The sequence below is a fragment of the Pengzhenrongella phosphoraccumulans genome (assembly GCF_045689905.1).
In the GTDB taxonomy this organism is placed as follows: Bacteria; Actinomycetota; Actinomycetes; order Actinomycetales; family Cellulomonadaceae; genus Pengzhenrongella; species Pengzhenrongella phosphoraccumulans.
Genome location: NZ_CP144210.1, coordinates 2,458,883 through 2,477,538 on the forward strand (window position 1 = coordinate 2,458,883; position 18,656 = coordinate 2,477,538).

Consider the following 18,656-nt stretch of genomic DNA (forward strand, 5'->3'; position numbering starts at 1 on the left):
CTCCTGTACGTTGATCTGCCATGGAGGTCTCCGTGAGCGCCCTGCGCGCTGAGCTCAAGCAATGGATCGACGCCGCCAAGTCCGGTCAGGACGTCGTGATCACCGATCGCGGGGTCCCGGTGGCGCGGCTGTCGCCGATCGCGTCGACCGACCTGCTCACCCGCCTGCAGCGCGAGGGGGTCATCGCCGCCCCTGTCGCAGCGCGCCCCACGGCCGAGGTGCACGACCGGACCGGTCCCGCGCAAGCGCTGTCCGGGCTCGCCCGCCGTTTGCGCCGCTGACCGGGTACCGCGATGGCTCTCGTCTACTTTCATCCCGGGGCGCTGGTCCGGCTCTGCATGCCCGCTGCAGGGTCCGGCGTCGCAGCGGCGCTGTGGGACGGCGCGGACACGGTCGTGACCTCGCGAGTGGCGGACCTCGAGGTCCGCACGGTCCTGGCGGGCGGCCTGCGGATGGGCAAGCTCGACGACGCCGCCTTCCAGCGCGCGCACCGGCGCTGGGCGCGGTTGTGGCGCGGGCTGTGGACCGTGGAGCTGGGCGACGAGCTCATGGATCGCGCGGCCGAGCTCGCCGAGCACCACCCGCTGCGCGCCACCGACACGGTGCACCTCGCGAGCGCGCTGGTGCTGCGGAGCCCCGACCTGGCGGTTCTCAGCTGGGACGCGCCGTTCACCGAGGCGGCCCGTGCCGAGGGTCTGCTGGTCGTGCCCTGACGGATTTGCCGGCGGTGCCTGACGGCTCTGCCCGTGGTGCCTGACGGCTCTGCCCGTGGTGCCTTACGGCACTGCCCGTGGTGCCTTACGGCACTGCCCGTCATCTCTTAGTCTGAACCCCGTGATCATGACCCTGCAGACGTATGTCTACCTCGCCCTCTACCTGACGGTGTTCGTCCTGGCGGCCTGGGCGCTGATCGATGCGTTGTCCCGTCCGACGGGCGCGTTCGTGAGCGCGGGCAAGCGGACGAAGAACTTCTGGCTGGCGATCACGGGCGCGTCGACCGCCGTGTCGTTCGTCGCCATCCCGCCGCCGCTCGGGTTCGGCGCGATGGGCTTCCTGGCGCTCGCGGCCGCAGTCGGCGGCATCGTCTATCTCGTCGACGTGCGCCCCGCGGTCCGCCCGTACTCCGGCCGCGGTGGCCGCGGTGGGCGTGGGAAGGGTGGGGGCGGCACACCGCCGCGCGGCGGCTGGTGAGCCCGGCTCCGGTTTTCGCGTCGTCGGCCGTGCCGCTCGCGCACGTCGTGCGCGGCGAGCTGCTCGAGTCCGTGCACTCCGGCCACCTCGTGGTGCTCGCGCCGGCCGGGTCCGTCCGGTTCGCGCTCGGGGAGCCCGACGCCGTCATCTGGGCGCGATCCTCGCTCAAGCCGCTGCAGGGGACCGCGATGGTCCGCGCCGGGCTCGACCTGGACGGTGCCGCGCTCGCGCTCGCGTGCGCGAGCCACTCCGGTGAGGCCGTGCACCTCGCGGGCGTGCGCGCCCTCCTGGCGGGCGCCGGCCTGACCGAGGCCGACCTGCAGAACACCCCCGACCTGCCGCTGGGGCCGGCCGCCTCGGTCGCGTGGCAGCTCGCCGGCGGCCATGCGTGCTCGCTGACCCAGAACTGCTCGGGCAAGCACGCCGCGATGCTCGCCACGTGCGTCGCGGCCGGCTGGGACACTGCCGACTATCTCGACCCCGGGCACCCGCTGCAGCGCGCGGTCCGCACGGAGATCGAACGGCTCACCGGGGTCGCGGTCACCCATGCGACGCTCGACGGCTGCGGCGCACCGCTGTTCTCGACGACGGTCCTCGGCCTGGCCCGGGCGTTCGGCCGGATCGCCGCCGCGCCGCTGCGCGAGCCGGGCAGCCCGGAGGCCCGGGTCGCGGCCGCGATGTCCGCGCACCCGGGACTCGTCGGAGGCACGGGCCGCGACGCGACGCTCGCGATGTCCGCCGTCCCCGGCCTCGTCGCCAAGGACGGGGCCGACGGCGTCTATGCGGCGGGCCTGCCCGACGGCGGCGCCCTCGCCTTCAAGGTCATCGACGGTGCGGACCGGCCGCGGCCGGCCATCCTCGCCGCCGCGCTCGCCCTCGCGGGGGTCGACTCGGACGCGATCCGCGCGCTCGGGCACACGCCGGTCCTCGGCCACGGGCGCCCGGTCGGGGGGATCACCGCGACGTTCGGCGCGCAGACAGGTACCGCGACGTTCGGCGCGCAGGGGATCAACTCATGAGGGCCGTCGTGCAGCGGGTCACGCGCGCCTCGGTCACCGTCGGTGGTGAGGTCGTCGGGGCGATCGACGGCCCGGGCCTCCTGGTGCTCGTCGGCGTCACGCACGACGACGGCGCGGCGCAGGTCGACCTCATCGCGCGCAAGATCGCCGAGCTGCGGATCCTGCGCGAGGAGCGGTCCGCGCACGAGGTCGGGGCGCCGGTGCTGGTCGTCAGCCAGTTCACGTTGTATGCCGACACGCTCAAAGGTCGCCGTCCGACGTGGAACAAGGCCGCGCCCGGCTCGGTCGCCGAGCCGCTCGTCGAGAGCCTCGTCTCCGCGCTGCGCTCTCGCGGGCTCTCGGTGGCTACGGGAGCCTTCGGCGCCGACATGGCCGTCGAGCTCGTGAACGACGGCCCGGTCACGATCCTGCTGGAGGCGTGAGCATGCGCATCGAGGCCGTGCGCGGGGACCTCACCCGCGAGCACACCGACGCCATAGTGAACGCCGCCAACTCCTCGCTTCTCGGCGGCGGCGGGGTCGACGGCGCGATCCACGCCGCAGCCGGACCGGCCCTGCTGGCCGAGTGCCGCGAGCTGCGCCGCACCTCGCTGCCGGACGGGCTCGCTGTCGGCGACGCTGTCGCCACCGGCGGGGGACGGCTCGCGGCCAGCTGGGTGATCCACACGGTCGGGCCGAACGCGCATGTCGGCCAGACCGATCCCGCCCTGCTGGCGTCGTGCTTCACGCGGTCCCTCGACGTCGCCGCGGAGCTGGGGGCTCGATCGATCGCGTTCCCCGCGGTGAGCGCGGGCGTCTACGGCTGGGCCGCGGCCGACGTCGCCCGGATCGCCGTCGGCGCGGTGCGGGCGTGGGTAGCCGCGTCGTCGGCCGCGTCGTCCGCGTCGTCGTCGGACCCCCGCCGAGGCCCTGACCTGGTGCGATTCGTGCTGTTCTCCGACGATGCGCTGGCGGCTTTCGCCCGGGAGTGTTCGCCAGGAGCGTGAGCCCGGCGTCACGCCTGCGGCGAACACGGGCTGTTCTGGGCGCATGTCGCGGTTAGCCTGGAAATCACGCCGTTCCCGCCCGGATCCCAGCCCTGGCTGTACGTCGCTCGTGAGGAGTGCACATGTTCGAAAGATTTACTGACCGAGCTCGCCGGGTAGTCGTCCTCGCGCAAGAAGAGGCGCGGATGCTCAACCACAACTACATCGGTACCGAGCACATCCTGCTTGGCCTCATCCACGAGGGTGAGGGAGTTGCCGCCAAGGCGCTCGAATCCTTGGGCATCTCCCTCGATGGCGTGCGCTCGCAGGTCCAGGAGATCATCGGCGAGGGCCAGCAGGCGCCGTCGGGCCACATCCCCTTCACTCCCCGCGCCAAGAAGGTGCTGGAGCTCTCGCTGCGCGAGGCGCTCCAGCTCGGCCACAACTACATCGGGACCGAGCACATCCTGCTCGGCCTGATCCGCGAGGGCGAGGGCGTCGCTGCACAGGTGCTGAACAAGCTCGGTGCCGACCTCAACCGCGTGCGCCAGCAGGTCATCCAGCTCCTGAGCGGCTACCAGGGCAAGGAGCCGGTCGCCTCCGGCGGCCCGGCCGAGGGCCAGCCTGCGGGCTCTGCCGTGCTCGACCAGTTCGGCCGCAACCTCACCCAGGCTGCGCGTGACGGCAAGCTCGACCCCGTCATCGGACGTGAGAAAGAGATCGAGCGGGTCATGCAGGTGCTGTCCAGACGCACCAAGAACAACCCGGTCCTCATCGGAGAGCCAGGTGTCGGCAAGACCGCCATCGTCGAGGGCCTGGCCCAGGACATCGTGCGCGGTGACGTGCCCGAGACGCTCAAGGACAAGCAGCTCTACACGCTCGACCTGGGGGCTCTGGTCGCCGGTAGCCGGTACCGAGGTGACTTCGAGGAGCGCCTGAAGAAGGTGCTCAAGGAGATCCGCACGCGCGGCGACATCATCCTGTTCATCGACGAGATCCACACGCTCGTCGGTGCCGGTGCCGCCGAGGGCGCGATCGACGCCGCGAGCATCCTCAAGCCGATGCTCGCGCGCGGTGAGCTCCAGACCATCGGGGCGACCACGCTCGAGGAGTACCGCAAGTACGTCGAGAAGGACGCCGCTCTCGAGCGCCGGTTCCAGCCGATCCAGGTCGCCGAGCCCACGCTCAAGCACGCGATCGAGATCCTCAAGGGGCTGCGCGACCGCTACGAGGCCCACCACCGCGTCTCGATCACGGACGGTGCGCTCGTGGCCGCCGCGACGCTCGCCGACCGCTACGTCAACGACCGGTTCCTGCCCGACAAGGCCATCGACCTGGTCGACGAGGCCGGTGCGCGCCTGCGCATCCGCCGGATGACTGCTCCGCCCGAGCTCCGCGAGCTCGACGAGCAGATCGCCGTCGCGCGCCGGGACAAGGAGTCCGCGATCGACGAGCAGGACTTCGAGAAGGCTGCGCGCCTGCGCGACAAGGAGAAGCAGCTCGGGCTGCGCCGGGTCGAGAAGGAGAAGTCCTGGAAGTCGGGCGACATGGACTCGGTCGCGGAGGTGGACGAGGACCTGATCGCTGAGGTGCTCGCGCTCGCCACCGGCATCCCCGTGTTCAAGCTGACCGAGGAGGAGTCCTCGCGCCTGCTCCACATGGAGGACGCCCTGCACAAGCGGGTCGTCGGCCAGGAAGCGGCCATCAAGAGCCTCTCCCAGGCGATCCGTCGCACCCGCGCCGGCCTCAAGGACCCGAAGCGTCCCGGTGGCTCGTTCATCTTCGCCGGGCCCACGGGCGTCGGGAAGACCGAGCTCGCCAAGGCGCTCGCGGAGTTCCTGTTCGACGACGAGAACGCGCTCATCCAGCTCGACATGAGCGAGTTCTCCGAGAAGCACACCGTCTCGCGGCTGTTCGGCTCGCCCCCCGGCTACGTCGGGTACGACGAGGGTGGCCAGCTCACCGAGAAGGTGCGCCGCAAGCCGTTCTCGGTCGTCCTGTTCGACGAGGTCGAGAAGGCGCACGCGGACATCTTCAACTCGCTGCTGCAGATCCTCGAGGACGGTCACCTGACCGACTCGCAGGGTCGGGTCGTCGACTTCAAGAACACCGTGATCATCATGACCACGAACCTCGGCACCCGGGACATCGCCAAGGGACTGCAGACCGGCTTCCAGGCCGGCGGGGACCTGTCGACGTCGTACGAGCGCATGAAGTCCAAGGTGCTCGACGAGCTCAAGCAGCACTTCCGGCCTGAGTTCCTCAACCGCGTGGACGACGTCGTGGTGTTCCCGCAGCTCTCGCAGCCCGAGATCTTCGCGATCGTCGACCTGATGATCGCCAAGCTCGCCCTGCGGCTGGCTGACAAGGACATGGCGATCCAGATCACGCCCGCAGCCAAGGCGCTGCTCGCCGAGAAGGGTTACGACCCGGTCCTCGGTGCTCGCCCGCTGCGTCGCGCGATCCAGCGCGAGATCGAGGACTCGCTCTCCGAGAAGATCCTCTTCGGCGAGATCAAGGCGGGTCAGCTGATCCTCGTCGACGCCGTCGGTGAGGGCCTGCTGGGCGAGTTCACGTTCCGTGGGGTCCCCAAGGGCGAGATCGTCCTGGAGCCGGTCGCGGTTGCCGCGACCGTGTCCGGCACCGACCTGCCGCCCGCTGCGCCGTCGTCCACCTCGGGCGACACGCAGACGATGCCTATCTCGGACTAGTCAGCTCGCGCCGACTCAGTTCGAACCGCACGACGACGAGGGGCCCGGATCCACCAGGATCCGGGCCCCTCGTCGTTCTCCGCCCGCTCAGGTCGGCAATCGGGAGCGGGCGTGCGGGAAGTGCCTGCGTGGGGGAGTGCCAGCACGACAGCGCATCGATCTTGGCCGGGTCGCGACCGTGTGCTGGGCTGCGCGTCAGAGCAGCCGTGCGTCAGAACGGTGGTTCGGGGTCCCAGTCGAGGGGTGGTTCGTGGCCGGGGGTGGTTCGGGTTGGTGGGTGTAGGTGTGCCCGGTGGGGGTGGTCCAGGTGACGGTGCCGGGCTGGTCGGGTCGGGTGGTCAGGCGCCAGTTGGCGTGGGTTTTGATGAGGTGGTCGCGTTTGCACAGGTTGCCGAGGTTGGCGGCGGAGGTGGCTCCGCCGGTGCCGTCGGGGTGGAACGGTTCGCGGTGGTCGAGCTCGCAGCGGTGGGCGGGGATGGAGCAGATCGGGGACAGGCATTGCCGGTCGCGGGCGCGCACGATCCGGGCGAGGTCGGCCGGTGGGTGGTAGCGGGTCCGACCGACGTCCAGGACGGTGCCGGTGACGGGGTCGGTCACCAGCCGCCGCCACGTCCCGGCGGTGGCGAGTCGGCGGGCGGTCTGTGCGGTGATGGGCCCGTACCCGGCCAGCTCCCCGGGGTTGTCGTCCAGGCCGAGCAGGGTCGCCAGGGACACGGTCACGTCCACCCGCACCCCACCGAAACCCCCGACCCCCAGCCCGGGCGGGTTCGCCGCGGTCGGTGAGGATTCGGCCGGCACGGGTGCGGAGCCCCGGGACAGCCCGAACGCCGCACCGGGCGGGAACGCGGCACCGGCCGGGCAGGTCGTGGCGCCAGGTCGCGTGGGGGGGCCCGCGGCCTGCGTGCCCGGGTGGCCGAGCAGGGCGGTGGTGAACGCGTCGGCGCGCAGCTGGTCGGGGGTGCGGGGGTCGCCGGTGGTCTTGGTGGTGCGGGCGGCGGCGGACAGGGCGGTGTCGATCGCGGCGGCGGTGGCGCCGGGCAGCACGGCCCAGATGCCGGCCATGCCGTCGGGCAGGACCTTGGGGTGGCACACCCGGCGGCCCTTGACCGCGCGGATGGTGCGTTGTTAGGCGTCGACGGGGTCCACCACGATCACGGCTTTGGCCAGGTCGCGGCGTAGCTGGGCGTGGGTGCGTCGGCCCGCGCCGGGCAGCACCCGGGCCTGCACGTCCACCGCGACCTGCACCGCGACATCACCCAGGACGGCGGCGAAGATCTTCGCTTTGCCCCAGTCGATGTGACCGGCCTCCAACGCGACCCCGGTCAGGGTCAGCGGGCCGGCCAGCAGCCGGGCGGTGTCCACCAGGTTCCGTCCGGCCTGCCGGGAGGTCCCCAGCGCGGCGGCGACCTCTTCCCCGGCCACGTTCGGCTGGGAGACCCTCACGGGCCAGTACGGGTTCATCGACTCCCGCCGGGACAGCACCTCGATCGCGGCCAGCTGGTGGGCCCGCGCGGTGGACGCGTCGCGTTCCAGGCGGGCGATCAGCTCCACGAGGTGAAAGTCGTCCAACCGCTGGGCGGCGACCTGGGTGTAGTCCCGCGGATCGACCGGCTCACCCAACGCGGCGTCCATCGCCGCCCACAGGCCTGCCAGGTCCGCCGACGGCTCCACCCACGACGCCGGTGCGTCCCACGGCGTCGAAGGCTGCGCGGACGCGCACCGGCCCGCGGCAGAACTAGGCCGCTGACCAGCCATGACGCTCCGAGAACCCGCTCGTTCGAACATGTGTAATGCCTCTCTGCTTGAGTCCAGTTGGACCTCAGAGTGGCTTGGCTCCCCCGACCAGCGAGGTCAGTGGGTGCGGGTCCGTCGCGACGGCCTGTTGCAGGAGTCGGTAGAACAGCAGTCCGCGAGAGCGCGACTTTCGCCGGTTGAACCGGAATGTGAATTCATCCAGATAGTAGACGAGTTGTCGCTTCGCTATTCCGTGGTGCATTGTTCCGGCGATCCAACGCTTGAGTAATGAGGCGACGAGGTGGACGCCGGGCAGGTGCTCGTGGGCGGGCTCGGCCGCGGACACCATGACATGGAATTCGTGGGTGAATCCTTCGTCGGCTAGCTTGCGAAGGGCTGGTGCGCCGTCGGATCGGATCGTTGAGCCCGGTGCGATGACCTTGTGCGCGAAATCGACGAGCTGGTCGCTGTTCTTCGCGGTCGCCAGACCCAACCGGATCCGTCCGATCTTGCGCCCGTCGGTCACCTCAACCGCGATCATCACGGGGACCTTCGTCGAGCCCGCGCCAGGCCTGCCCTTGCTTCGCCCCCCGATCATCGCCTCGTCGAGCTCGACGGTCCCGGAGAGTAGGTCTCGCTCGGGGCGGACCATGACGCGGCGCAATTTGTGCAGCCACGCCCATGCTGTCTCGTACGACCTGAACCCCAAGATCTGCTGCAACGTGGCCGCGGAGATCCCGTTCTTGGACGCACAGACGAACCAGATCGCAGCGAACCACGTCGAGAGCGGCGTGTGCGAGCGATGAAAGATTGTCCCGGCCGTCACCGACGTTTGTTTACTGCAATCGGCACACATCCACATTCCCCGACGCGCGGTGCGCCACGAATTTGTGCTGTGGCAGTGCGGACACTCGAAGCCGTTCGGCCACCGCAGCTTGGCGAGATAGTCCGCGCACGCGTCGTCGTCCGGAAACCACGACACCAACTGCTGGTGGGTGCTCGGGTAGCCCACGCCGGCGACCGGCGCGCTGGCCTCATCCATGAGATCGACTCTACTGGACTCAAGCAGAGAGGCATTACATGTGTATGACTCTAGAACGAGCCACCCACACGCACCCCCCGACGCACGAAACCCGCCGTCGGGCATGGAGCGTGGCAACCGCCATCGGACATCCCCGCGCGAGCGAGGCCTCGGCGACCGCCGGTCGCGACGACGGGGGAGCGGGTCAGACGGCGCCGGTGAACCCCATCTGCCGCCACGCCTCGTACACGGCAAGGGCCGCCGAGTTCGCGAGGTTGAGCGACCGTCGACCGGGGATCATCGGGATGACCACCTGGTCGGTGATGCGCGGGTCGGCCAGCACGTCGTCGGGCAGCCCGGTGGGCTCGGGGCCGAACAGGAGCACGTCCCCGGGCTCGTAGGCCACGTCCGTGAAGCGTCGCGTGGCCCGGGTCGTGAAGGCGAACACCCGCGCGTCCGGCAGTGCGGCCCAGGCGGCAGCCAGGTCGGCGTGCACGACGACGTGCGCCAGGTCGTGGTAGTCGAGCCCGGCGCGGCGCAGCTTGGGCTCGGACAGGTCGAAGCCGAGCGGCTCCACGAGGTGCAGCTCGGCGCCGGTCACCGCGGAGATCCGGATCGCGCTGCCGGTGTTCTGGGGGATGCGGGGCTCGAAGAACATGATGCGGGGCACCCGACGATGGTCCCACCTGTCGTCGCCGGGTCCCCGCAGCGCGTCGGCCGCCCCCCATGCCAGGCCCTTCTAGGCAGGCGCGGCGACGGGCTCCGGGGCGAGCGGGACGTCGTCGTCGGGCAGCCGGCCCCGTCGGAAGCTCACGGCGGACTTGCCCGAGTCGAGCTGCCAGGTGAACCAGAAGACGAACGGGATCGCGACGACGAGGTTGCCGATGCCCCACCACTGCAGCACGTCGGCGTTGAACCAGCGCGAGGCGTCCATGACCTGGGGGAAGTAGTCGACGCACGCGCGCAGCAGCAGGTGCGCGGCGAGCGTGTAGACGCGGGCGATCACGTACAGCTCCGGGCGCTTCTTGAGGATCGGGTAGATCTCTGCGGCGAGCAGGATGCACACCGTCGAGGCGAAGTACTTCGGGGCCTCGGCGTACACGAAGCACGCGTTCCAGGTCGTGTAGAGCAGGTTCCAGCCGATGGTCGTGTAGGCGATCAGGTCGGAGCCGCCGGTCGTCGTGATCTTCCAGAACTTGGGGACGTAGGGGATCGTCAGGCACAGCAGGAAGCCGGCGATCGCGTTGGGGTAGTTGCCCAGCTGGAGGTCCTTGACCGACGCCTCGGTGATGTTGAGGAACAGGATCCCGTAGAAGAACCATACGAACCCGGGCTTCTTCAGCGTGTCCCACATCCGGCCGGTCCGGTCGTCGTGCACCGCGATCCGCGCGAGCCCGACGACGATGGTCGGCAGGATCACCGACAGGATCTTGAACCAGCGGAACCACCCCTCGACCCCGCCCGTGAGGATCCACAACGGGAAGGTCAGCAGGCTCGCGATCCAGAAGTACGCCGAGGCCTTGGGATGCGCACGGAAGTAGTCGACCACCCACAGCAGGAAGCAGAAGTACAGCGGCATCGAGATGACGTACGACCACCAGGGCAGGTTCATCGAGCAGTCCACTTCGTTCGGTGGGTCCGCGACCTCGCGGCTCCCGCAATTAAACGGACATCGGTGTCCGTTACGCTGAAAGCCTCCCGCACCTCCCGGCTCGACAGCCGGGACCTTGGCCCCGACCTACGATGGAGCGCCATGACCCAACGCAGCGACGCGCGCCGCAACCGCGACGCAATCCTGCGGGCGGCCGAGGAGGTCTTCGCGGCCGAGTCCGTCACCGTGCCGCTGCAGCGCATCGCCGAGCGCGCCGGGGTCGGCCGCGGCACCCTCTACCGGCACTTCCCCGATCGCTACGCGCTCGCCGCTGCCCTGTACCGGGAACGGCTGGAGCGGTACGAGCAGCTCGTCGAACGGGAGGGTGACGACCCGGCAGTCGTCCTCACCCTGATGGCGGCGATCACCGCCGAGCAGGGGCACATCCCCGGGCTGTTCCGGCTGATCTTCGCCGAGGGCCCCGGCCAGACCTACCTCGACCCGTTGTGGCAACGGTCCATCGCGCTGCTCGAGGAGCCGCTGCGGACCAGCCAGCAGGCCGGGGTCGTGCGCGCGGACCTCACCGTCGACGACCTGCTCATGGTCGTGGGCATGGTCTTCGGCGTCGTCAACAGCCCTGCCGGGCTGGCCGGCCCGGCGTCGGTCCAGCGCGCGCTGGACCTCGTGCTGGTCGGGCTGCGGCCGCGGGCCTGACGCGACGCGACCGACGGGCCCCGAGCGCCGTCGGCGGTGCGGGGCCGAGATAACCTCGGCACATGCACTCCAGCGAGGTCGTCGTGGTCGGTGCCGGGCTCGCCGGGCTCGCGTGCGCGCTTCGCCTGTCGGCCGCCGGGATCGAGGTCACGGTCCTCGAGCAGGCCGACGCCGTCGGGGGGCGCGTGCGGACCGACCTGATCGACGGGTTCCGCTGCGACCGCGGCTTCCAGCTCATCAACCCCGCCTACCCCGAGGTGCGCCGCGCGCTCGACGTGCCGTCGCTGCGGCTCCAGCCGCTTCCAGGAGCGGTCGTCGTCGCGTCCGGGTCGGGCCGCCGGCTGCTCGGTGACCCGCGCCGCACCCCGGCGCCCCTGCTCGGCCGGGTGCTGCTGGGGGATCTCACCGCCGCCGGCAGCCTGCGCGAGAAGGTCGCGTTCGGCCGGTGGGCGCTGCGCAGCGCCCTGCGCGACCCCGCCGGCCTGCTGCTCGCCCCCGACGAGCCGTGGGGCGAGGCCTTCGACCGGCTCGGGCTCGACGGCCGGCTGCGCCGCGCCGTGCTGGACCCGTTCCTCGCCGGGATCCTGGCGGAGTCCGACGGATCCACCTCGCGCCGGTTCGTCGAGCTGCTCATCCGCTCGTTCGTCCGGGGTCGCCCATCGGTCCCGTTCGGCGGCATGCAGCGCATCGGGGACCAGCTCGCCGCGGCCCTGCCCGCCGGGACCGTGCAGTGCGGGATCACCGTGGACGACGTCGGCTCGGGCGCGGGCGGCTCCCGGCGCGAGGTCCGCACCGCGGACGGCCCGGTCCGGGCCCGCGCCGTCGTCGTGGCGACCGACCCCGGCGCCGCCGCGGGGCTCACCGGGCTGTCCGTTCCCCAGGTCCGACCGCTGACGACGTTCTGGCACGTCACCCCCGAACCGCCCAGCCCGTACGGCGCGCTGCACCTCGACGGCGACCGTCGAGGACCGGTCGTCAACACCGTCGTGCTGAGCAACGCCGCGCGCGGGTACTCCCCGGACGACCGCGCGCTGGTCGCCACGACGATCCTCGGCCTGCCGTCGCCGGAGGCGTCCGACCCGACCTCCGAGCCGGGCGTCCGGCGCCAGCTCGCCCGGATCTACGGCGTCGACACCTCCCGCTGGGACCTGGCGACGACGCACGCGATCCCGCACGCGCTGACCGCGATGGACCCGCCGCTGGACGTGCGCCGGACCGTGGCGCTCGGCGACGGGCTCTTCGTCGCGGGCGACCACCGGGACTCCGCCTCGAGCCAGGGCGCACTCGTCTCCGGTCGCCGCGCGGCCGACGCCGTCCTGGCGCACCTGGGCCTTGCCGTACCGCCGCGGCCGGCGCTCGACGCGCTGGCGGGCACTCGGGCGTAGGACGGCGCGCGGGCGTCCGACGGCGTGCCGCCGCGGTTCGCACACCCGTTCGGGTTCGGTACGGTTGTTGCGCTCCGCACCCCCGATGAAGAGGACCCCCGATGTCGACGTCCGCCTACCTGCCCGCCGACGACCGGTACGAGTCGATGACCTACCGACCCGCGGGGCGCAGCGGCCTGAACCTGCCTCGGCTCTCGCTCGGGATGTGGCACAACTTCGGTGACTCCACGCCCTTCGAGACCCAGCGCGCCGTCATCCGCCGCGCGTTCGACCTCGGCATCACCCACTTCGACCTGGCGAACAACTACGGCCCGCCCTACGGGTCGGCCGAGGCGAACTTCGGCCGGCACCTCGCCGCCGACCTGCGCCCGTACCGCGACGAGCTCGTGATCAGCTCGAAGGCCGGGTATGACATGTGGCCGGGCCCGTACGGCGACGGGGGGTCGCGCAAGTACCTGCTCGCGTCGCTCGACAAGTCGCTGAAGCGCATCGGCACCGACTACGTCGACATCTTCTACTCCCACCGCCCGGACGCGTCCGTGCCGATCGAGGAGACGATGGGGGCGCTGCACACCGCCGTCCAGCAGGGCAAGGCGCTGTACGCCGGCATCTCGAACTACTCCCCGGCGCAGACGCGCGAGGCCGCGCGCGTGCTCGGCGAGCTCGGCACGCCGCTGCTGATCCACCAGCCGTCCTACTCGATGTTCAACCGGCATGTCGAGCTGCCGCAGGTCGCCCCGGACGCGCCGGCGGGCACCGTCGGCGAGAGCCAGCTCGAGGTGGTCGGCGACCTCGGGATCGGGATGATCGTGTTCTCCCCGCTCTCGCAGGGGCTGCTGACCGGCAAGTACCTGCGCGGCGACATCCCGGCGGGCTCGCGGGCCGCCGTCGGGCACTTCCTCACGGCCGAGCGCATCAACGAGACCTACCTGACGCGGGCCCGGGCCCTGAACGAGATCGCGGCCGGCCGCGGCCAGTCCCTCGCGCAGCTGGCGCTCACCTGGGTGCTGCGCGACGACCGCGTGACCTCGGCCATCATCGGCGCCAGCAGCGTCGCCCAGCTGGAAGACAACGTGGCCGCCCTGAAGGCCCCCCGACTGACTGAGGCGGAACTCACGGCAATCAACCCCCACGCGATAGACGGCACCCGCTAACCCAACCCCCCGCTGGACCACCCCCCGCCGAACTCGGAGGTTTGCCTCGAACTCGCACACTGGGGTGTCCTAGTTCGAGGCAAACCTCCGAGTTCGCGAGCCGCAGTTCGGGGTGGGTTCACGCCGGGAGGGAATCCAGCTCCGGGGTGGGCTGGGTGCGGGTCTGGACGCGGGTGCGCCAGGTGAGCAGCGCCCCGCCCAGGGCGGCCGACGTGAGCGAGCCGATCAGGACTGCGGCTTTGACGTGTGCGCTGTGCGGGGAGCTCGCGTCGAACGAGAGCTCGCCGATCAGCAGCGAGACGGTGAACCCGACGCCCGCGACCACGGCCACGGCCGCGAGGTCCGGCCAGCGCACCGACGGGTCGAGGTTCGCCCCGGTGAGCTTGACCAGCAGGAACGTGGCGATGAGGATCCCGATCGGCTTGCCCAGGACGAGCCCGAGCGCGACGCCCTGCGCGGCCGGGTCGCCGGCGGTGCTCGCCAGGTCCTCGGGGCTGAGTGACACTCCGGCGGCGAACAGCGCGAACACCGGCACCGCGAGCCCGGCTGAGACCGGGCGCCACAGGTGCTCGAGGTGCTCGGCGAGGCTCGTGCTCTCGTCGCCGCGGGCCAGCGCGGGCACGGTGAAGCCGAGGATCACGCCGGCGATCGTGGCGTGCACCCCGGACGCGTGCATGAACCCCCACGCGGCCAGCGCGAGCGGCACCAAGATCCACGCCGTCATGCCGCGCCGGCGGACCAGGAACGCGAACACCGCGATGGTCGCGAACGACGCCCCGAGCCAGGCGAACTGCAGCCCGTCGGCGTAGAAGATCGCGATCACCACGATGCCGAGCAGGTCGTCGACGACCGCGAGCGTGAGCAGGAACGCGCGCAGCGCGGTGGGCAGGCGCTTGCCGAACACGGTCAGCACCGCCACGGCGAACGCGATGTCGGTGGCCACCGGCACGGCCCAGCCATCCATCACACCGCCCGCGGACGTCGCGTTGATCACCGCGTAGATCGCCGCCGGGGCGGCCATCCCGCCGACCGCCGCGAGGATCGGCACGATCGCCGTCGAGGGCCGCCGCAGCTGGCCGTCGACCATCTCGCGCTTGAGCTCCAGGCCGACGACGAAGAAGAAGATCGCCAGCAGCCCGTCGGTGGCCCACTGCGCGATCGGCAGGTCGAGGTGCAGCGCCGACGGTCCGACGACGACGTCGCCGAGCGCCAGGTAGCCCGCGCTCCACGGCGAGTTCACCCAGACCAGCGCGACGACGGCGCCGAGCAGCAGCAAGATCGCGCCGGTGTTCTCGGCGCGCAGATCGTCGGCGAAGTTGCGCTCGCCGCCCGGGGTCAGGCGGCTGTACAGCGTGGTCGGTCGGTTGCTCATGCGCGTTCCCCAGTTCGTGTGCGGGGAGCGTGAGGCGCCGGTGTGTGGCCCGCTGCGCCGAACGCTAACCCAGGGTTTGCCGGGGGCTCGAGGTCTCAGACCCGGGTGTGAGTCGTGAGTTCGCTGGTACGGACCGAGGTCGCTGAAGCAGACCGGCGAACTCGGCGCGTACCAGCGAACTCGACGGAACTCGCGGGAGCGGCACCGCAGACCGCGTCCAGGGCGGCGGCGGCGACCGCCAGGCGGGTGGGGACGTCGGCGTCTCGCGGTCGCACCGACACCTTGACGGCGAGCCGTGAGCCCGCCGCTGCCCTGAGGGTCTCGGCGAGCTGGCCCGGCCCCAGCAGCGACTCGGACGACGCCTCGAGCGCGACGTCGTCCCCGCGCGGCGGGATGTGCGCGTCGACCCAGGCCGCTCCCCATGGCGTCGACGTCGAGGCCGCCCCCGACAACACCACCGCGCGCAGCATCGCCGCCGCGGCAGCCGTCTGCACGTGCCCGACGGCGGTCCTCGCGCTGCGGCCCTCGATCGCAGAGCGGCCCCAGTTGATGCTCAACCCGAGCCGGTCGGCCGGTGCGCCCGTGGATCGCACCGCGGCGATCTCGTCCTCGAGGGTGAGGAAGCCCTTGGCCGCCACCTGGCCTGCCACGAGCGCGTCGCAGTGCTCGATCAGCAGCTCCGCACCGGCGAGTTCCCAGGTGAGGAGCTCGTCCAACGATCGTGCGAGCGCGTCCCTCGAGCCGCCGACCGGCCCCGGGGCGGTGTGCACCTGGATGCCGACGACCCGCCGTCGGCCATGAACGTCGGCCAGCCGCAGCGCGAGGTCGCGTGCCCGACCGACGTCGGCCAGGGCGCGCGCGCGACCCGCCTCGTCGCTGGAGGCGAGCCCGTACCCGGGCTCCGTCGTGAGGCGTCCCATCACGGTCGGGATGCAGGTCACGAGCAGATCCCAGTCCGGCTGCAGGTTTCGCACGGCCCAGGCCGGGGTCAAGCAGGCAGCCCCCTCGAGCGGCAGAGGCAGCTCGAGGCCGCCCACGCCGAGCGCGGCGACGCCCGCGTAGAACGCCTCCGCCGCGCCCGGTGCGGCGGGCTCCAGGGCATACGCGCCGAGCAGGAGATCTGCGTTCGTGGTCATGGCAGCTGCCTTCCGTAGGACTTCAGACCCGGTTGACATCACCGAATCCAGTGCTAGTTTGTTCCGCGTACCGGAACTGAGTTCCGTACAGCAGACTAACGTGGTCGTCGGCCGGGCCGGGACGTAGGTGTCCCGGGCGGCAACGGCTACGCGAACGGCCCGGGCCTCCTCCGAGGAACACCCGCGGCACGCCAGCTCACGTGTGGGCCGACTAAGGAGTTTCAATTGAGGCGAAACAAGGTTGTTTCGATCTTTGCGAAAACGGGCGCCTCGGCGCTCGCGACGACCGCTCGACGCGTGGCCGACGGCGGCCAGAGCAGCGCGAGCGTCCATGGAAACGGTGCACTGTGACTGAGAGCGTGATCGCTCCGAGCCCGTCGCCGGATTCAGTGCTTCCGCCCGTGGACCGCAAGAACCTTCGACGGGCCGCCTGGGCGGGTGGGATCGGCACCGCGCTGGAGAACTTCGACTTCACGATCTACGGCACGGCGTCGGCCATCATCTTCGGCAAGATCTTCTTCCCCAACCTCGACCCGACCGTCGGCACCATCGCGTCGTTCGGCACGCTCTTCGTCGGCTTCGGCGCACGCCCGCTGGGCGGCCTGTTCTTCTCGAAGTACGGCGACCGCCTCGGTCGCAAGTTCGTCATGGTCGCCACCCTGTTCTTGATGGGGACCGCGACGTTCGCGGTCGGCCTGCTGCCGAGCTACGCCGCCGTCGGGCTCTGGGCACCCGTCCTGCTGCTCATGGTGAGGTTCCTCCAGGGCTTCGGTGCCGGCGCCGAACAAGCGAGCGGGATCGTCCTGCTCACCGAGACGGCGCCGAACGGCCAGCGCGGCCGCTACGCCTCGCTCGTGTTCGTGGGCGCCGCGGCCGGAGCGGCGGCAGCCGCCGTCGTCTGGATCCTCGTCCAGCGCATGTCCGACGAGGCGCTGCTCTCCTACGGCTGGCGCCTGGTGTTCTTCAGCTCGATCTTCGTCACGTTCGCCGCGTGGCTCATCCGGCGCAAGGTGAAGGAGTCGCCGGTCTTCGAGGAGCTCAAGGTCGAGGGCGTCATCGAGAAGGAGAAGTCGCCCGTCGCGGACGTCTGGAAGCACGGCAAGAAGCACCTGGCCCGGATCTTCTTCATGAACGTCGGCGCCAACGCGCACTCGTACATCTTCCAGGTCTTCGCCGGCGCGTACCTGATCAACGAGATCCACGTCGACCCCACGTGGATCCCGAAGTTCCTGCTCATCGGCGCACTGTGCGCCTGCGTCTCCGCCGTGGGCTTCGGCATCATGAGCGACAAGTTCGGTCGCCGCCGCATGTACCTGTTCACCACCGGGTTCCTCTTCCTGTTCGCGGCACCCGCGTTCCTGCTCATGACCACCGGCAACCTGGTGATCATCTGCATCGTCATCGTGATCGGGTTCATGGTCGCCTCGCAGGGCACGGTCGGCGTGCAGGCCGCGTACTTCCCGGAGCTGTTCGGGTCCCGCTACCGCTACGCAGGCGTCGCCCTCGGGCGCGAGTTCTCCTCCGTCTTCGGTGGCGGCCTGGCCCCGCTCATCTGCTCCGCGCTCGTGCAGTGGGCCACCGGATCGTGGTGGCCGGTCGCCATCTACATGATGGTGATCATGGCGATCACCTTTGGCACGACGCTGTTCGCGCCGGAGACGGTCGACCGCGACCTGCTCCTGGAAGAGGACGCGTAACCACTCGACACCACCGCTGTTCCGGCCGGGTGGAAGGTTCCCTTCGATTCCATCCGGCCGGTTCCCCACCCGCAGGTCACGACCGCAGTGCATCACCCGCATCGACGAACACGAGGATTGCCATGGAACAGCGTTACGCCACGAGCCCGGAGCACGTCCCCGGGATGGACACCGCGGAACTCCGCGAGCGCTACCTGGTCCAGGACCTGTTCGTCGACGACGAGGTCACAGCGCTCTACACGCACCACGACCGCATCGTGCTCGCCGGCATCAGCCCGATCACCACCACGCTCGAGCTGCTCGGTTTTCCTGAGATCCGCAGCGACTACTTCTTCGAGCACCGCGAGGCCGGCATCGTCAACGTCGGCGGGCCGGGCACGATCACCGTGGACGGCGTCTCTTTCACCCTGACCCACGGGTCGTGCCTCTACATCGGGCGCGGTGCGCGCGTCGTCACGCTGGCCTCCACCGACGTGACAGGGGAGCAGGGTCCCGCCCGCTTCTACGTGATCTCGGCGCCCGCGCACACCGCCTACCCGACCACGCTCGTCGAGGCCGGTCAGGGCACCGTGCGCGAGCTCGGAGATGCGCTCACCTCGAACCGCCGCACGCTCAACCAGTACATCCACGAGAACGGCGTGCGCAGCTGCCAGGTCGTCATGGGCGTCACGCAGCTCCACCCGGGCAGCATGTGGAACACCATGCCGGCACACACGCACGACCGCCGGACCGAGTGCTACCTGTACTTCGACCTGCCCGACGACGCCCGCGTCGTGCACCTCCTCGGGCAGCCGTCCGAGACTCGGCACCTCGTCGTCGGCAACCGCGAGGCGGTCATCTCGCCGAGCTGGTCCGTGCACTCCGGCGTGGGATCTGCGTCATATTCGTTCGTGTGGGCCATGGCCGGGGAGAATCAGTCATTCGACGACATGGACGGCTTTGCCATCGCGGACATGCGCTGACAGGT

General features: G+C 70.8%; 17 protein-coding genes and 1 pseudogene. 12 read left to right on the top strand and 6 right to left on the bottom strand.

Features of this window, described 5'->3' with window-relative positions:
• Positions 1–32: 32 nt before the first annotated feature.
• The 7 genes from VTA80_RS11355 to VTA80_RS11385 all read left to right on the top strand — a co-directional run bounded on the left by VTA80_RS11355 (position 33) and on the right by VTA80_RS11385 (position 5,885).
• Positions 33–281: a type II toxin-antitoxin system Phd/YefM family antitoxin gene (locus VTA80_RS11355; RefSeq protein ID WP_407345615.1), complete on the top strand. Its 249-nt coding sequence runs from the start codon at positions 33–35 to the stop codon at positions 279–281.
• A gap of 12 nt (positions 282–293) precedes the next feature.
• Positions 294–713: a type II toxin-antitoxin system VapC family toxin gene (locus VTA80_RS11360; RefSeq protein WP_407345616.1), complete on the top strand. Its 420-nt coding sequence runs from the start codon at positions 294–296 to the stop codon at positions 711–713.
• Positions 714–840: 127 nt separating this feature from the next.
• On the top strand, positions 841–1,191 hold the full coding sequence (locus VTA80_RS11365; RefSeq protein ID WP_407345753.1) for a DUF2516 family protein: 351 nt from the start codon (positions 841–843) through the stop codon (positions 1,189–1,191).
• A complete protein-coding gene (locus tag VTA80_RS11370) occupies positions 1,188–2,210 on the top strand; it encodes an asparaginase (protein ID WP_407345617.1) in 1,023 nt (340 codons plus the stop codon). Before VTA80_RS11365 ends, VTA80_RS11370 begins: the two co-directional genes overlap by 4 nt.
• Positions 2,207–2,632 (top strand): D-aminoacyl-tRNA deacylase, encoded by a 426-nt coding sequence (gene dtd / locus VTA80_RS11375; RefSeq protein WP_407345618.1) that lies wholly within the window; start codon positions 2,207–2,209, stop codon positions 2,630–2,632. Before VTA80_RS11370 ends, dtd begins: the two co-directional genes overlap by 4 nt.
• A 2-nt stretch (positions 2,633–2,634) precedes the next feature.
• Complete coding sequence (locus VTA80_RS11380) at positions 2,635–3,195, top strand: O-acetyl-ADP-ribose deacetylase (RefSeq protein WP_407345754.1); 561 nt, start codon at positions 2,635–2,637, stop codon at positions 3,193–3,195.
• A 122-nt stretch (positions 3,196–3,317) separates the two neighbouring features.
• On the top strand, positions 3,318–5,885 hold the full coding sequence (locus tag VTA80_RS11385) for an ATP-dependent Clp protease ATP-binding subunit (protein ID WP_407345620.1): 2,568 nt from the start codon (positions 3,318–3,320) through the stop codon (positions 5,883–5,885).
• 195 nt (positions 5,886–6,080) lie between these two features.
• Here the strand turns inward: VTA80_RS11385 and VTA80_RS11390 are convergent.
• The 4 genes and pseudogenes from VTA80_RS11390 to VTA80_RS11405 all read right to left on the bottom strand — a co-directional run bounded on the left by VTA80_RS11390 (position 6,081) and on the right by VTA80_RS11405 (position 10,252).
• A pseudogene (locus VTA80_RS11390) lies at positions 6,081–7,670 on the bottom strand (DUF222 domain-containing protein).
• 34 nt (positions 7,671–7,704) lie between these two features.
• The gene (locus VTA80_RS11395; RefSeq protein ID WP_407345371.1) at positions 7,705–8,661 is read right to left on the bottom strand and encodes an IS1595 family transposase; all 957 of its coding nucleotides are present in this window, start codon (positions 8,659–8,661) and stop codon (positions 7,705–7,707) included.
• Positions 8,662–8,845: 184 nt separating this feature from the next.
• Positions 8,846–9,310: a tRNA (cytidine(34)-2'-O)-methyltransferase gene (locus VTA80_RS11400; RefSeq protein ID WP_407345621.1), complete on the bottom strand. Its 465-nt coding sequence runs from the start codon at positions 9,308–9,310 to the stop codon at positions 8,846–8,848.
• Between the two features lie 69 nt (positions 9,311–9,379).
• On the bottom strand, positions 9,380–10,252 hold the full coding sequence (locus tag VTA80_RS11405) for a hypothetical protein (protein ID WP_407345622.1): 873 nt from the start codon (positions 10,250–10,252) through the stop codon (positions 9,380–9,382).
• A gap of 141 nt (positions 10,253–10,393) precedes the next feature.
• On the opposite strand from VTA80_RS11405, the gene VTA80_RS11410 reads away from it, so the two are divergent.
• The 3 genes from VTA80_RS11410 to VTA80_RS11420 all read left to right on the top strand — a co-directional run bounded on the left by VTA80_RS11410 (position 10,394) and on the right by VTA80_RS11420 (position 13,484).
• Positions 10,394–10,945: a TetR/AcrR family transcriptional regulator gene (locus VTA80_RS11410; RefSeq protein WP_407345624.1), complete on the top strand. Its 552-nt coding sequence runs from the start codon at positions 10,394–10,396 to the stop codon at positions 10,943–10,945.
• Between the two features lie 62 nt (positions 10,946–11,007).
• Positions 11,008–12,330 carry an NAD(P)/FAD-dependent oxidoreductase gene (locus VTA80_RS11415; protein WP_407345626.1) on the top strand — a complete coding sequence of 441 codons (1,323 nt, stop codon included), beginning with the start codon at positions 11,008–11,010 and terminating at the stop codon, positions 12,328–12,330.
• Between the two features lie 101 nt (positions 12,331–12,431).
• Entirely contained in the window at positions 12,432–13,484 is a 1,053-nt protein-coding gene (locus VTA80_RS11420; RefSeq protein WP_407345627.1) for an aldo/keto reductase, read from the top strand.
• Between the two features lie 118 nt (positions 13,485–13,602).
• Here the strand turns inward: VTA80_RS11420 and nhaA are convergent, their stop codons facing one another.
• A complete protein-coding gene (gene nhaA, locus VTA80_RS11425; protein ID WP_407345628.1) occupies positions 13,603–14,856 on the bottom strand; it encodes a Na+/H+ antiporter NhaA in 1,254 nt (417 codons plus the stop codon).
• A gap of 95 nt (positions 14,857–14,951) precedes the next feature.
• Positions 14,952–15,992, bottom strand: coding sequence for a DUF4862 family protein (locus VTA80_RS11430; RefSeq protein ID WP_407345629.1), 1,041 nt, complete (start codon positions 15,990–15,992; stop codon positions 14,952–14,954).
• A 401-nt stretch (positions 15,993–16,393) separates the two neighbouring features.
• Between VTA80_RS11430 and VTA80_RS11435 the strand changes: the two genes are divergently transcribed.
• Together VTA80_RS11435 and kduI are read left to right on the top strand one after the other, a co-directional pair.
• On the top strand, positions 16,394–17,689 hold the full coding sequence (locus tag VTA80_RS11435) for an MFS transporter (protein ID WP_407345631.1): 1,296 nt from the start codon (positions 16,394–16,396) through the stop codon (positions 17,687–17,689).
• Positions 17,690–17,811: 122 nt separating this feature from the next.
• On the top strand, positions 17,812–18,651 hold the full coding sequence (kduI, locus tag VTA80_RS11440) for a 5-dehydro-4-deoxy-D-glucuronate isomerase (RefSeq protein ID WP_407345632.1): 840 nt from the start codon (positions 17,812–17,814) through the stop codon (positions 18,649–18,651).
• Positions 18,652–18,656: the final 5 nt, after the last annotated feature.

Excerpts from the sequence above, each read along its gene's own strand:
- VTA80_RS11360 (WP_407345616.1), top strand. The coding sequence starts at position 294 with ATGGCTCTCGTCTACTTTCATCCCGGGGCGCTGGTCCGGCTCTGCATG.
- VTA80_RS11365 (WP_407345753.1), top strand. The coding sequence starts at position 841 with ATGACCCTGCAGACGTATGTCTACCTCGCCCTCTACCTGACGGTGTTC.
- dtd (WP_407345618.1), top strand. The coding sequence starts at position 2,207 with ATGAGGGCCGTCGTGCAGCGGGTCACGCGCGCCTCGGTCACCGTCGGT.
- VTA80_RS11380 (WP_407345754.1), top strand. The coding sequence starts at position 2,635 with ATGCGCATCGAGGCCGTGCGCGGGGACCTCACCCGCGAGCACACCGAC.
- VTA80_RS11385 (WP_407345620.1), top strand. The coding sequence starts at position 3,318 with ATGTTCGAAAGATTTACTGACCGAGCTCGCCGGGTAGTCGTCCTCGCG.
- VTA80_RS11395 (WP_407345371.1), bottom strand. The coding sequence starts at position 8,661 with ATGGATGAGGCCAGCGCGCCGGTCGCCGGCGTGGGCTACCCGAGCACC.
- VTA80_RS11405 (WP_407345622.1), bottom strand. The coding sequence starts at position 10,252 with ATGAACCTGCCCTGGTGGTCGTACGTCATCTCGATGCCGCTGTACTTC.
- VTA80_RS11410 (WP_407345624.1), top strand. The coding sequence starts at position 10,394 with ATGACCCAACGCAGCGACGCGCGCCGCAACCGCGACGCAATCCTGCGG.
- VTA80_RS11415 (WP_407345626.1), top strand. The coding sequence starts at position 11,008 with ATGCACTCCAGCGAGGTCGTCGTGGTCGGTGCCGGGCTCGCCGGGCTC.
- VTA80_RS11420 (WP_407345627.1), top strand. The coding sequence starts at position 12,432 with ATGTCGACGTCCGCCTACCTGCCCGCCGACGACCGGTACGAGTCGATG.
- nhaA (WP_407345628.1), bottom strand. The coding sequence starts at position 14,856 with ATGAGCAACCGACCGACCACGCTGTACAGCCGCCTGACCCCGGGCGGC.
- VTA80_RS11430 (WP_407345629.1), bottom strand. The coding sequence starts at position 15,992 with ATGACCACGAACGCAGATCTCCTGCTCGGCGCGTATGCCCTGGAGCCC.
- kduI (WP_407345632.1), top strand. The coding sequence starts at position 17,812 with ATGGAACAGCGTTACGCCACGAGCCCGGAGCACGTCCCCGGGATGGAC.